The 14,074-nt window shown below is 36.7% G+C and carries 11 protein-coding genes; 3 read left to right on the top strand and 8 right to left on the bottom strand.

Annotated features, from left to right (window positions below; genetic code table 11):
• Positions 1-33: 33 nt before the first annotated feature.
• The 3 genes from budA to MUA87_RS02420 form a co-directional block, all read right to left on the bottom strand.
• Positions 34-741, bottom strand: a complete 708-nt coding sequence (gene budA / locus MUA87_RS02430; RefSeq protein ID WP_031262481.1) for an acetolactate decarboxylase — start codon at positions 739-741, stop codon at positions 34-36.
• A 94-nt stretch (positions 742-835) separates the two neighbouring features.
• Positions 836-1,138 carry a putative quinol monooxygenase gene (locus MUA87_RS02425; RefSeq protein WP_002479797.1) on the bottom strand — a complete coding sequence of 101 codons (303 nt, stop codon included), beginning with the start codon at positions 1,136-1,138 and terminating at the stop codon, positions 836-838.
• 161 nt (positions 1,139-1,299) lie between these two features.
• Positions 1,300-2,574: a pyruvate MFS transporter gene (locus MUA87_RS02420; protein WP_262551255.1), complete on the bottom strand. Its 1,275-nt coding sequence runs from the start codon at positions 2,572-2,574 to the stop codon at positions 1,300-1,302.
• A 350-nt stretch (positions 2,575-2,924) separates the two neighbouring features.
• Between MUA87_RS02420 and MUA87_RS02415 the strand changes: the two genes are divergently transcribed.
• Positions 2,925-3,539 carry an undecaprenyl phosphate transporter UptA gene (locus MUA87_RS02415; RefSeq protein WP_002479799.1) on the top strand — a complete coding sequence of 205 codons (615 nt, stop codon included), beginning with the start codon at positions 2,925-2,927 and terminating at the stop codon, positions 3,537-3,539.
• A 74-nt stretch (positions 3,540-3,613) separates the two neighbouring features.
• Here the strand turns inward: MUA87_RS02415 and MUA87_RS02410 are convergent, their stop codons facing one another.
• Positions 3,614-4,276 carry an ABC-2 transporter permease gene (locus MUA87_RS02410; protein ID WP_070864388.1) on the bottom strand — a complete coding sequence of 221 codons (663 nt, stop codon included), beginning with the start codon at positions 4,274-4,276 and terminating at the stop codon, positions 3,614-3,616.
• Complete coding sequence (locus MUA87_RS02405; protein ID WP_262551254.1) at positions 4,273-5,130, bottom strand: ABC transporter ATP-binding protein; 858 nt, start codon at positions 5,128-5,130, stop codon at positions 4,273-4,275. Before MUA87_RS02405 ends, MUA87_RS02410 begins: the two co-directional genes overlap by 4 nt.
• A gap of 198 nt (positions 5,131-5,328) precedes the next feature.
• Between MUA87_RS02405 and MUA87_RS02400 the strand changes: the two genes are divergently transcribed.
• Positions 5,329-7,281, top strand: a complete 1,953-nt coding sequence (locus tag MUA87_RS02400) for a fructose-bisphosphatase class III (protein ID WP_002479802.1) — start codon at positions 5,329-5,331, stop codon at positions 7,279-7,281.
• A 104-nt stretch (positions 7,282-7,385) separates the two neighbouring features.
• Here the strand turns inward: MUA87_RS02400 and MUA87_RS02395 are convergent, their stop codons facing one another.
• Positions 7,386-10,334 (bottom strand): glycoside hydrolase family 2 TIM barrel-domain containing protein, encoded by a 2,949-nt coding sequence (locus MUA87_RS02395; RefSeq protein WP_262551253.1) that lies wholly within the window; start codon positions 10,332-10,334, stop codon positions 7,386-7,388.
• Positions 10,335-10,421: 87 nt separating this feature from the next.
• Here MUA87_RS02395 and MUA87_RS02390 point away from each other — a divergent pair, with 87 nt between their 5' ends.
• Positions 10,422-11,282: an AraC family transcriptional regulator gene (locus MUA87_RS02390; RefSeq protein WP_081600380.1), complete on the top strand. Its 861-nt coding sequence runs from the start codon at positions 10,422-10,424 to the stop codon at positions 11,280-11,282.
• A 93-nt stretch (positions 11,283-11,375) separates the two neighbouring features.
• Here the strand turns inward: MUA87_RS02390 and melB are convergent, their stop codons facing one another.
• Both melB and MUA87_RS02380 read right to left on the bottom strand, forming a co-directional pair.
• A complete protein-coding gene (gene melB, locus MUA87_RS02385; protein WP_070848186.1) occupies positions 11,376-12,779 on the bottom strand; it encodes a melibiose:sodium transporter MelB in 1,404 nt (467 codons plus the stop codon).
• Between the two features lie 278 nt (positions 12,780-13,057).
• Positions 13,058-13,951, bottom strand: coding sequence for a VOC family protein (locus MUA87_RS02380; protein WP_119564229.1), 894 nt, complete (start codon positions 13,949-13,951; stop codon positions 13,058-13,060).
• Positions 13,952-14,074 lie beyond the last annotated feature (123 nt).

The following is a 14,074-nucleotide window of genomic DNA, read 5'->3' as shown; positions in this document are numbered from 1 at the left end:
GTATTATATCCTGACGTTAGGATGTTGTTTCGCTTATTCTGCCATTCTGATTTCTTCATCGATATTTTCGTAATCAATATCTGCTTCTAAGAATGCTTCATCTTTAGTTGGGAAGTGTTGCTCGAACGTTTCTGCATCAGAAATTTCTACACTGCCTCGTTCTAATTCAAAGCCTAAAATATGGCCGCCTACTGTACGGTCTTGGTCCACGAAATGTAAATGGAAACCTGCTGAACCAACACCGTGGAACAGTTCAGGTGTGAAGAAACCGACAATTGTACCATTTAAATAATCATAATGGTGTTCTGGTTGGCGATTCACTGATTCCATTAATCGCGTATATGGCGGCTCTTGTTTCGGCATCATACGTACATGGACATGATTGAAACTGCCTGTGATACGGATTGCTGAGAATAAGTTGCGGCTCTTCATGCGTTCCATAATTTGATCGTACAATTCATCTTGAGTTGTAACATTCAACACTTCAAATGCCTGTGTAGGGTCAAATTTCGTAATGGTCGCAAACGGCAACATCTCATGACCGTCTAAGTGTCTGAAACCGCCGTATTCATCTGCGTGATAAGCGTTACCGTTAATAAAAATGACTTCACCGTCGCAACCTGTCAATGTACCGATGCCCATATCTCCTTGTTCAAGCATCTCATCTACAGATACTGTGCCTTGAAGCATTCCAGCCATTAACGTCGCCAAAGTTCCATGTTGGTAAATCATACTCTTCATTCTCCTTACTGATTTGACATGACAGACATCTTTATGTCTTTGTCTATTTATGTCCTATTATAGCACTAAAGTCATGCCCTGCCTTATTTGTTGCTTAATTTTCTGTGAGTGTTTCTTGGTTATCAAAGACAATAATTTCTGGCTCATCTAGACAAAGTTGTACGATTTCTTGCCAATACACTTGGAAATGATCAGATTTCTTATGATTTTCAAAGCCTTCTTCACAACTCCATTGTTCAATAATCGCAAAGGCATTTGGGATATTCGCATTTTCATAATGTTCATAGCTGATATTTGATGCTTCAGCTTGTGATGCTGCGACTAATTGTCCCATTAATTGTGTATATTTATCATAATTCATATCGTTGACTTTTGTTTTAACAATTACTGTAATCATATTTTCCCTCTCCAATTTCTATATTTTACCAATACTTTCTTTCCCCTAAAATAATTCAACGAACCATAATAAAATTAAAAGGTCATGCTACGCTTGATAAGACCCTTTCTCTCATTCATCGTAACATGACCTGTATTTACTATCTTATTTTATACTTGTGCTTACATTTTAGAACGATTGACTACAAGCGGACTATCTGGTTTAACGAAGAACCACATTAATATAGCTATCGCAACCAAAATAATTAATGATTGTAATGTCCAAGTCCAACCGATCAAATCAGCTAAAATACCAGCGATTAATGGACTTAACATCGCACCGACGTTACCCCATAAGTTCATCCAACCTGAAACTGTACCAGAGAAGTTACGTCCGATGTCAGCAGCTGCTGCCCAGCTCATACCAGTAGTGACACCCATACCGCTTAAGCATACTGCTAACCAAGCGATATTCACTTCTAATACTTCACTGCGGATTGCGAATAATAAACCAATACTAAAGACAACCATACCTACAATCGCAATTGAACCACGAGCGACAAAACGTGATTTGCCAGCTTGTAAAATTCTATCTGAAATTGCACCAGCAATCATGATGCAAATAAACATCGCAAGCCATGGCACCCCTGCCAATAAGCCTAATGCTGTATATTTAACATGATATTGTTCCATTACGTAAGTCGGTAACCAAATTAAGAATAAACCAACAATAAATTGTACTACGAAATATTGAACTGCAATCGCATAGAAACTGAAATGTTTAAAGAATGCGCTCCATGGTGCAGATTGTTTTTCACCTGCATCAACCACGTCACGACCTTGAATGATATAACGTTTTTCAGCATTGTTAACCATTTTATGTTGTTCAGGTAAGTCTTTTGCGATAATCACCCACAATAACGCAATCACAAAACCAACTGCCCCGAAGATATAGAATACGGCTTGCCAGTTAAATAAACTTACAATCCATACTGTCACGATCGGTGCGATAACCGGACCGAAATATGACCCTGCAAGTAACGCACTAGATGCACGCCCTTTTTCATTTTTAGTAAACCAATATGAGTTGAATACTGCGTTCGATGGATACATCGGCGCTTCCCCTACACCGAATAAGAAACGCACAGTATATAATAAACCGTGGTTCTTAACTAAACCAGTTAAAATCGTAAATGCACTCCACCAAATCAACGCAATCGTCAACATTTTTCGCGCTCCGAATTTTTCCGCAAGAATACCGGATGGGACTTGCATCATCGCATAGCCCGCTGAGAAGAATGTTGCTAATAAACCAAACTGAGCCTTCGTCATATGTAAATCTTCCATCATTGGTGCCGCAATTAAGGAGATGTTAGATCTGTCCATATACGCAATAACCCCAATAATAAAGAACGCAAATGCGAAGAACCATCGTACGTTACTCTTTCTTTCACTCATAGATATCCCAACTTTCTGTGTTCAAAATACATTAGGTCATCATATGACCTAAGTTGTTCTAGTAAATATTACCACTATTTGAAACCGTTCACAATAACTTTTTTACAGAAATTTGAACACTATGAATGACACAATATTATTTCGTTATTTACAAAACACCTCGAACAAACCATGACTACGCCTGACTTTTACGATTTTTAAATTTGGACATGCTTATGCTGGATATATAAATAGATGTCATTTGATTCTATTTTTAGTACAATATAGCTTGGACACAAAACCACAGGTGTTCTTTAAATAAAATTAAAACATTATAAAACTTGTACATAAAAAGGAGTCATCGCATTACCATGGAACAAATACTGACTGACTTTATTTCGCGTTGGGGGTATCTCGCAATTTTTATTTTAATTCTTGCTGAGAATATCCTGCCTTTCGTGCCTTCAGAAATTGTGCTGACTTTCGCAGGTGTATTAGCCGCAAAATCACATATTTCTATTTGGCTGCTATTGATTATCGCAACAGTCGCTTCATTTATGGGGCTATTGATTCTGTATTACATCTGTAGCTTAGTTAACGAACAGAAACTTTACCGCTTCGTAGACAAATACGGTAAATGGATTAAACTTAAAGGTAAAGACGTTGAACGTGCCAACAATTGGTTTAAAAAATACGGTGCAATCGCAGTCTTTATCTGTCGATTCGTTCCAGTCTTACGTGTATTGATCACTATTCCTGCAGGTGTCAATAAAATGAATATCGTCACATTTGCGACATTGTCATTAGTCGGCACAACAATTTGGAACTTCGGTTTAATCTATTTAGGTAAATCGTTAAGCGATAACTGGCACGATATTTTAAATGTAATGCATACATACTCATATATCATGTATGCTATTATCGCAATTGCGTTAGTATACTTTGCTTACCGTTACATTGCGAAACGCCGTCATAGACAAAACTAAACAATACGAAAACAAAGCACACTTCAAAAAAATGAAGTGTGCTTTATCTATTTGTTATGATTTATTTTGATTTTTTAGAAATTCTGATTTTTAAACTTGTTCAAACCTATGAAGTAACCAAACAGCGCAAGTATTAGCGCAAAGACAAGGAAGATAGACATGCGTCCCAGTTCAAAACCAGTATGTTGCATGGCATCATTACCTGAGCCATACATATAACCGCCAATGATAAGTGTTACAGTGTTATACACGAGATATGTAACTACTATAATTCCTGTGATAATCATTTGAATTATATTCGATTTATCTGCACCAACCACATAAGTACACGGATAAAACAATGACACTAACAAACAAATTCCTATCCCTAACATGATAGCTGACAAGGATTCAGTAATAGTACCGAAGCCTAATAGATATCTGCCTGCAAAAATAAACAGAACAATGGCTAACCCTAATCCAGCAGACAGAAAATAATATGCATAATGTGCTTGTACAATTTCTTTGCGACTGACAGGTAATGTAATCGCATATTTATACCAACCCGCTGCTGCTTCATTTTTCAAATTATCAGTCGCAGCTGAAACAGAAAACATTAAAATGATTAAACTAATTAACGGTTGAAACCCTTCTAAATCCACAGCTGTGAACCCGATACCTAACAATAAACCGATACCTAGGTAGATCCACAATGCTTTCTGAGTTGAATAATACTGACTATAAATTAAACCCTTCATATGTCTTCACCTCTTAAGATTATTTTGTTGACTTGATCAATATACTCGATAGGTTCTAAATCAAAAGATAAAGTACGTTCATTTTTTAACACAATCGCTTGAACTTCACCTAAGTGGTGTTTTTTTGCTAACACATCTTCGTCTTCAAGTTTTTCAAATTCTGTTTCATCACATGTTAAACGTGCATAATTGTTGAATAATGCTGCTTTGTCAATTTGCGTATAAACTTGGCCATGTCTCAGAAAAACTAACTTTGTCGCTAAGCGGTCAATATCTTCCGCAATATGAGATGTCATCAACACACCACGATTGCTATCATGTACGAACTTTTCAATTTCATCTTGAATCTCATCACGACTTGCTGCGTCCAATCCTGCTGTCGCTTCGTCTAAAATCAATAATCGACTTTTGTGTGACAATGCGACTGCCATAGAGAGTTTCATAGACATACCTCTTGAAAAGAATTTAACTGCCTGTTTTTCTGGCAGTTCAAAACGCTGGATATAATCATTAAACAAAGTACTGTCAAAATGGCGGAACACCTTTTGAAACATACGATTCAACTTATCAACGGTCATGTTTTTAGTGAAATTCATGGAATCAAATACAACACTCATGTCATTTTTGTAGTCTGTATCTTCAGGTGAGACACGTTGACCGAAAAAATAGATTTCTCCGCTAGTTAAAGGATAATCTCCCACAATCATACGAATTAACGTTGATTTGCCTGAACCATTTTTGCCGATTAAAGCGACAATTTCACCTGGATCAACTTGAAAGGAGACATCATTGATGGAGAAGCGGCTATTAGAAAACTGTTTCGTTAAATGATGTACTGATAATAATGGTGTCATAAGACCTCCTGATATTTTTATGTTATTTTTATTTTAACATAGCTGATTCAAATATTTAGTTTATTTCTCTATTCTCCCTCTTTTTAATCCAACCACACATTATTTTTTCAGTTTTTTAAAACGTCACCATTGAAAAATTGTTAAAAAAGTACAATAATCAAATGTAAGCGCTATTATTATTAAACCCAGGAGGCACAAATGATTACCAACGAACGTGAACTTAAAAATAAGTATTTCGATTTACTTGCAGAGAAATTCAACCATGAAGAACAACTTGCATCAGAAATTATCAGTCTAGAATCTATTTTAGAATTACCAAAAGGTACAGAACACTTTGTCAGTGACTTACATGGAGAATATGAATCTTTCCAACATGTCTTACGTAACGGTTCAGGCAATGTTCGTACGAAAGTCAACGACATCTTCAAAGATAAAATGTCGAACCAAGAAATCAGCGATTTCACTGCTTTAATTTATTATCCAGAAGATAAATTAAGAATGGTTAAAAGCAGCTTCGAAACAAAAGAGCCATTAAACCGTTGGTATGAAACACGTATTGACCAAATGATTCAAATGGTTCAATATTCCGCTTCAAAATATACACGTTCTAAATTACGTAAAGCATTACCTAAAAAGTTTGTTTATATTGTCGAAGAGTTACTTTATAAAACCAACGAACTTGAGAATAAAACACCTTACTACAATACGTTGATGCGTCAAATCATCGAAACTCAACAAGCAGACGATTTAATTATCGGTTTATCTTACACAATTCAACGTCTAGTCGTAGATCACTTACATGTTGTCGGTGATATTTATGATCGTGGTCCTGAACCTGAAAAAATTGTAGAAACATTAATCAACTATCATTCTGTTGATATCCAATGGGGCAACCACGATGCGATTTGGATTGGTGCCTATGCCGGTTCTCGTGTCTGCCTAGCTAACATCTTACGTATTTGTGCACGTTACGATAACTTGAATATCGTTGAAGATGCTTACGGTATCAACTTACGCCCATTATTAAACTTAGCTGAAAAATACTATGGTGATAACCCAGCTTTCCGTCCAAAATTACGTTCTGATTCTAACTTATCTGAACAAGAACAACTTCAAATCACTAAAATTCATCAAGCCATTGCGATGATTCAATTCAAATTAGAAATGCCGATTATCAAACGTCGTCCTTCTTTCGAAATGGAAGAACGCTTAGTCTTAGAACATGTTGACTATGATAACTTAACGTATACATTACATGGCCAAACACATGAATTAACAGATACATGTTTCGTGACAGTAGATCCAGAAGATCCAGCTAAATTATTACCAGAAGAACAAGAGGTCATTGATAAATTATTAGTTTCTGTACAAGAATCAGAAAAACTTAAACGTCATATGACATTCTTAATGGATAAAGGTTCACTTTACTTACCTTACAACGGTAATTTATTAATTCACGGCTGTATCCCGATTGATGAACATGGCAATATGGAAGGCATGGAAATTGATGGCACATTCTATGCTGGCCGTCCATTATTAGACCAATTCGAAATGTATATGCGTAAAGCATTCCGAAATAAAGATATTACCGATGATTTAGCAACTGACTTAGTTTGGTATTTATGGACAGGTAAATATTCTTCATTATTCGGAAAACGTGCCATGACAACATTCGAACGTTATTTCATTAAAGATAAAGCAACTCATAAAGAAGAAAAGAACCCATATTATTCACTACGTGAAGACCCTAAAGTTGTAGGCAAACTCTTAGAAGACTTTGATTTAGATCCTGAACAAGGTCATATCATTAACGGGCATACACCAGTCAAAGAAATTGATGGTGAAGATCCGATTAAAGCCGACGGTAAAATGATCGTCATTGATGGCGGCTTCTCTAAAGTGTATCAATCTACAACAGGTATTGCGGGTTATACGTTACTGTACAACTCTTACGGTATGCAGCTAGTGGCACACCAACACTTCAACACGAAAGAAAACGTATTACGTTACGGTGCAGATGAATTATCTACAAAACGTCTTGTCGATAAAGAACTTCAACGTAAACGTATCCGCGATACGAACACAGGACAATTCATCAAAGAAGAAATCCGCAACTTAAAAGAACTTATGTCTCATCGCTATACAGATTAATAACCATAAAGAAAAGCAGAAGGTTGACTGATTAAACGTCACCTTCTGCTTTTTATGGTTATATCTTATTTTTATAGCTTGTGATTTGTCTCGTGTACTAGCATTTAAGATAATGTATTGAACTGCAATGTAAAGTTTAAGTGATACTCTGCATCATCCATACGATAACGTTCTGGTAATTCCGGTCCACAACTGTTTGTACCGATACCACTTTGGCCAACATCGATATTAACATATGTGTAACCATCTAAGTGTAATTGATCCGCATGTTCTACTGTTGTAAGTTGCGCATCTGAATAAGGTTTCGCATTGAAACTAAATGGTGTTTCAGCGTTAAACGCAACTTGTGTTGTTGTATTGTTTAATGTCACATGTGTTGTATTATTGTGACTGCCGTCTTCTTGCGGTCTGATATGCGGCCAGAAATTATCATTGACTGTAGAAATAAAGTAACCTAAATGACTCGCAAGCTGCTTATCATCATAACTGCTGAAGGGTCCATGACCATAGTATGCTAATTTTTGATAGTCATTTGATAACTTGAATTCTAAGCCAAGTCTCGGTAAGAACGGCATACGTGCATTCTTCTCAAGTTCTAAATCCGCTTCAATCTTACCATCCGCATGCACTAACCAAGTTAAAGTACCTGTTAAGATTTTCGGCACACGTTTATGCACAATACTGATTTGGAATTGAATACTTACGCCGCCTTCAGATTCGACAATCGAATAATCATATACACGCGTATGCGCATGTTCGTAACCCATTTCTTCCCATTGCTTACGAATATTAATGTCATTATCTGTCGGTGCACGCCAAATGCGGATTGCAGTAGGTTCATGAAGCACGAGCTTACCTGCTTGTGTAACGTGCGTTAATGAAGCAGTTCGCGTATCAAACGCATAATCACTATTCTCTCCTGAAATGTGAATAGTATGTGCTGTATCATCCACTGAAACTTGATAAGCAGCTTCATGCTCTGTTACTGTTTCAAATTCCAAACGTTCTTGAACGATTTGATCATGACCTAAAATTGTTTGATCTTTAAGTGAAATATACTCTACTAAAATATCACTGATTTGGTTTAAAATCGCTTCATCAATAAACGTCTGCAGTTCCACAGAAATTTCAGTATGTGGTTCAAATCCTGTTAAATCTGCATACTCTTCATATTGTTCACCTGATAATGTCGTAATCGTAAAACGTAATTGCAAGACTTCATCTGCATCAATAAAATCGAGACGATTATAAAACGTTAACGTCTGTTTATCATAATGAGATAAAATCACCAGACGATTCACTTGTTGGAATTCATAATAACCTTCGTGCGGCGTTCTATCTGGCGACACGATACCATCTACACAGAAGTTGCCGTCATGTAAATCTTCTCCGAAATCTCCGCCATAACGAAAGACTGGTTGCGCTTCATCTTGACTGATATTTACTGCGTGGTCACACCATTCCCAAACAAACGCACCAATAAAGCTTGGATACGCTTCTAATAATTCATGATATTCTAAAAGACCGCCTGGTGAATTCCCCATCGCATGTGCATACTCGCATAAGATAAAGGGTTGTGTAATATTTTGATTATCTAAATAACGCTCTTTAATTTCTTCAGGTGACGGATACATACGACTGATCATATCTAGTTTAGAGAAATCTTCCCCACCTTCTGCGTAAAAGGCACTTTCATAATGGACCGGACGTGTTGCATCTAAATCCTTCGCAAGTTCAGCTGCTTTCTCAATATTGACACCATATCCAGATTCATTACCTAATGACCACATAATAATAGATGAGAAGTTGCGTAGCGGCACAATAGACGCTTCAATACGATCTAAAATCGGTGCTTCGTATTGCGGATCATCTGCGATAATATTAAAGTCTTTAGTATTTTCATCTCCATAAAACAGCACTACGCCATGTGTTTCTAAATCCGCTTCACTCATCACATAGAACCCGTATTCATCAGCTAACTCATAGAAGCGAGGCGCTTTCGGATAGTGTGCTGTACGAATCGCATTAAAGTTGGCTTGTTTCATTAATGTCAAATCTTCATGCATTTGCGCTTCAGTTAAGACATATCCCGTTTCCGGGTTACTGTCGTGATAGTTAGCCCCACGCAATTTCACAGATTTACCATTAATCCATAACTGTTGATCTTTAATTTCAACTTCACGTAAACCGACCTGTTCAGTGATAACTTCATCCGCAGTAGTGATAACTAGCGTATAAAGGTAAGGTGTTTCAGCACTCCAAAATACGGCGTCTTCTACATTTAATACTAAAACATCTTCATTTGTCCCTTTTTGTTCAGTAATGACGCCGCCTTCTTGGTCAAGCAGCGCTACTGTATAATCAGGTTTACCATTTACTTGCGTCACATCTAAATGGACTGCACCTGTTTGTACAGCTGTATCGACTGTCGTTTGAATCGTATAATCTTCAATACGATTGTTAGGACGTTCTACAATATACACATCTCTGAAGATACCTGAATGTCTAAACATATCTTGATCTTCAAAATACGTACCATCTGAATATTTAACGACTAATACTTGAATCGTATTGTCCCCTTCTTGAACAAAAGATGTGACATCAAAACGTGACGCACTGCGTGAAACTTGGCTGTAGCCTACAAATGTATTATTGATCCATACATAATACGCACTGCTGACACCGTCAAAGTTCAACACAAATTGATGGTCATTGTCATAGATAGAATCGATGGTAAAGTTGCGTTCATAATAACCACATGGATTATCTTCTGGTACATACGGCGGATCAAATGGGATTGGATATTTAATATTGACATATTGTGTTTGGTCAAATCCATGTAAATTCCACACAGACGGTACCGGTAAAGTTTGTGTCGCTTTATGACGGCTTGCTTCGAACTCTGCCACACTGTTGAAGAAACCGAAGTTCCAGTCACCAGATAATTGTGTTACAGAAGTATTGTGTTGTTGCGGCTTTGGGATAAAATAAGCGGCATAAGGTAATGTATTAACATGTAATTGTTCTAAGTTATAGTGTAAATCTAATTTCAAGGTATGACCCTCCTAAGTATTTTTCAAAAATTATATAATTTTGTTAAATATACGTGTTATAATGGCTCTATCATAGAGAGAAAGAGAGTGAGACAAGTGCAAGTCTTTTGGACAAAACTTAAAAAAACAAGCTACGAAGCCCAAGTTGATGAATGCGGCAAAGAAAACTTATACGTAGGTAACGGCTATGAATATGAAGTCACTAAACCTGCTGTCTTGCATATCGTGACACAAGGAACCGGCACCTTTACTGTGAATGATACGACTTACCATTTAAAGAAAGGTGATGTCTTCTTATTGCTCAAAGGCATGCATGTCAAATATCATGCGACAGGAGAAACACCTTGGCATTATATGTGGGTCGGCTTCAGCGGCACACATGCCATCAGCTTTATTACACGTACTTCTTTATCAGATGAATTCGTCCTCTTAAATCAAAACACTGAAACACTGTTTAAATTAATCTTTAAAATCTGCATTCTGGCAAACAGCCATACCCCTGAGGACACCCACGATATCTTACTAAAGATAAGACTATTTGAATTGTTATATTTCCTAACACAACAAAACCAAAAAGAAATTGTAATTCCTGATCAACGTGAAGCAACAGATTTAAAAGATGCTTTAGAATATTTCAATGACAATTTCAAAAGCAAAGATACTACTGTTGATAATGCTGCTCAAGTCGCAAACATGAGCCGTAGTCAGCTCTATAAACGTTTCAAAAAGCAATTTGGCGCTTCACCAAGCAGATATCTCACCGATCTTCGTATGGCTTTTGCGGCTGAACAGCTGAAATTCACAAATAAAACTGTGCAAGCCATTGCAGATGAACTTAATTATGATGTGTCACTTGCTTTCTCCAAGGCTTTCTCTAAGTACTTTAACTGTCCACCTACGCAATACCGCAAAAATTATAAGGCCAGAAAAGCATTGCAATCTGAATAAATGAAACTATCAAGCAGCTACTTTTTTGTTGCTGTAAAACAAAAGCAGTGGATAGAGTTATGAATGAAAGCTCTAACACTGCTTATTGTATTGTTACAGTTTTTCTTCTTTATGAATCGGCGGACGTCCTTCTCTTTTACGTTTAAATTCAAGTGTTTGTTGAATATCACGTAAGAAATCGCCTTTTAAGTTGAAGGCTTTATGATATAAAATACTACAAATGATGATAAAGAAGATTGGTACTCCAATCATACCGATTCTGATACCCCAGATTGTATCTGTTGTTTGTTCAACATTTGGCACATAACCAATCATTGATAAACCGACACCGACACTTAATCCCGCAAATGCTTGTGCTAATTTTACTAAGAATGTTTGTGTTGATGTGATGACACTTTCGTTACGTTGACCGAATTTCACTTCACTGTAGTCGATTACGTCAGCTAACGCGACTGTGTTGATTCCGACAAGCGTACCTGTACCGAAGCGAATACATGCACCGCCAATAATTACCCAGATTGCTGCGTGCGGCGCAATAAAGCCTGCAAGCAAGATAACTACTAAACCAATAATAATTCCAAATACAGCGTAGTTGAATACTGCACTACGTCCGACTTTCTTAACTAAGTATGGGAAAATCAATAATGATCCCATTTCCATAAGAATCATTGTGTTAAAGACAGAGAATAAGCTTTCTACGCCTGCCACATATTTAAAGTAATACAAGATAATTGCGTTAATCATTTGTCCACATAAGTTGAATGCTAAGATTACACCAATTACCGCAAGCAACTCTTTGTTTTTAAAGAGAATACGCCAAATATCTTTAAAACGGACTTTAATTGCGTTTTGTCTTTCAATTTCAGTGTCTTCATGAACGAAGAATACTGTAATACCGATAGTAATGATAAATGTAATACTACAGATGATTGCAAGCGCAAAAATACCTGCACCTCTGAATGGTTGGCCTAAGAAATCGTCTAATTTATGGATGAACATTAAACCGAAGCTTCCGATCACAAAAGCCGCAAAGCTCGCAAAGAAACGTGGCACTACCGCAACTTCTTCACGTTCACGTGGATTATTCGTTAAGTTTGGCAGCCATGACCAGTATGGGATGTCCATAATGGTATAAGTCATACCCCATATGATGTACATGATTGAGATGTAAATGTACATGCCGTTGCCTGCGAAATCAAAGTTTGTGAAGAGTAATACTGTGATGACAGCGTTAATTAATGTACCGATAACGAGCCATGTTTTGAATTTGCCGAAGCGGTTGTGTGTATTATCAACAATCATGCCCATAATCGGGTCGTTAATCGCATCCCAAATACGTGCTGCGAAAAACAACACTCCGACGAATGCGGGTGAGAGTCCAACAATGTCCGTAATATAGAACATTAAAAACAAACTGACAATATTAAAAATGGCGTCCTTTCCTACTGTTCCGAATCCAAATGCATACTTTTCAAAGCGCGTTAATTTTCTTTCCAATCCTTTCACCTCTATCTATAGATTGTTATTTCTGGTGTTGTCTTTGTACCTTCAAATAATTAATTTTCTATTCATGTAAACGTTATCATTTTTCTGAAAACAATAGAATATCCAAATCTTTCTTTTATATGTCCAAATGTTTCGAAGTTAAAATATTTATGGCACTTTGAACCTTTAAAAAATAATTCCTCATCTTGTTATTATCATTATTCAAACGAAAAAACCCCTGTCACTTACTCTAAATAAGTAAGTACAGGAGTTCTTTTATATAACTGATATTATAATTTCAATGGTTTAAGATTTTGCGTTAAAGCTTCGCGTCTATCTTCGTATTGTGGCGGTAATTGAAGATGTTGACCTAATTGATCTTTCGGCTCATCTACCGCAAAGCCTGGACCATCTGTCGCCATTTCAAATACGATGTCACCTTTTTCTTTGAAGTAAATCGCTTTGAAGTAGTTACGGTCTTTAACTTCTGTCACAAAGTAACCATGGTCTTCCATGTGTTTTTGCCATTCTAAATGTTCTGCTTCTGTTGGGATAGACCAAGCCACATGATGCACTGTACCTACACCGAATAAACCTTTTGGCAATGGTTGTGCAGACATAATGATTTGGTGTTTTTCTTCGCCTTCTGTTTCTAAGTGGATTTTAGAAGGGTTTTCGTTAACAACACTTAATCCCATATCATCAACTAATGTACTGCGAGTACCTGCTGGATCTGCAGATAATAGTTCTGTACCGTGGAAACCTATAATAGCATTATCTTCAGCTTCTTCTTGTCCTTCAACTAATGCTAAAGCTAGTCCATGCACATCATTAAATTCTAATGTTGCTTCGTCAAACAAACCAGAAATTTTAGTTTCAATACCTTGTTCATTTAAATGTGCTTCCCAAGCATCCATTGAGCCTTTAGGAATTCTGAATGCGATACGTCCAACTTGTCCGCTTCCCACTCGACCTTTATGTTGATTTGGCCAGTTAAAGAATGTCATTACCATACGTTTGTCGTCATCTTGTCTTGAGAAGTATAAGTGATAAACACCTGGGTCATCGAAGTTTACTGTTTGTTTAATCAATTGTAAGCCAAGTACATTACGATAGAAGTCTAAGTTCTCTTGTGCGTCACCTACAATTGCTGAAATATGATGTATGCGTTTAATATTTTCCATATATGGAAACCTCCTTTATTCAGTATAATTATTATACTTACTTTGTTAAACTCATTATAACACTAGTATAATTTTTATACCAGTGTTTTGTTTCATGTAAATAAAAAATACGCACTTCCGATT

Source organism: Staphylococcus simulans (genome assembly GCF_025561465.1).
In the GTDB taxonomy this organism is placed as follows: Bacteria; Bacillota; Bacilli; order Staphylococcales; family Staphylococcaceae; genus Staphylococcus; species Staphylococcus simulans.
Note: the sequence above shows the minus strand (reverse complement) of the source record. Positions and strands in the feature narration are given on the sequence as shown.

Excerpts from the sequence above, each read along its gene's own strand:
- MUA87_RS02415 (WP_002479799.1), top strand. The coding sequence starts at position 2,925 with ATGGAACAAATACTGACTGACTTTATTTCGCGTTGGGGGTATCTCGCA.
- MUA87_RS02400 (WP_002479802.1), top strand. The coding sequence starts at position 5,329 with ATGATTACCAACGAACGTGAACTTAAAAATAAGTATTTCGATTTACTT.
- MUA87_RS02380 (WP_119564229.1), bottom strand. The coding sequence starts at position 13,951 with ATGGAAAATATTAAACGCATACATCATATTTCAGCAATTGTAGGTGAC.
- MUA87_RS02405 (WP_262551254.1), bottom strand. The coding sequence starts at position 5,130 with ATGACACCATTATTATCAGTACATCATTTAACGAAACAGTTTTCTAAT.
- budA (WP_031262481.1), bottom strand. The coding sequence starts at position 741 with ATGAAGAGTATGATTTACCAACATGGAACTTTGGCGACGTTAATGGCT.
- MUA87_RS02410 (WP_070864388.1), bottom strand. The coding sequence starts at position 4,276 with ATGAAGGGTTTAATTTATAGTCAGTATTATTCAACTCAGAAAGCATTG.
- MUA87_RS02420 (WP_262551255.1), bottom strand. The coding sequence starts at position 2,574 with ATGAGTGAAAGAAAGAGTAACGTACGATGGTTCTTCGCATTTGCGTTC.
- MUA87_RS02425 (WP_002479797.1), bottom strand. The coding sequence starts at position 1,138 with ATGATTACAGTAATTGTTAAAACAAAAGTCAACGATATGAATTATGAT.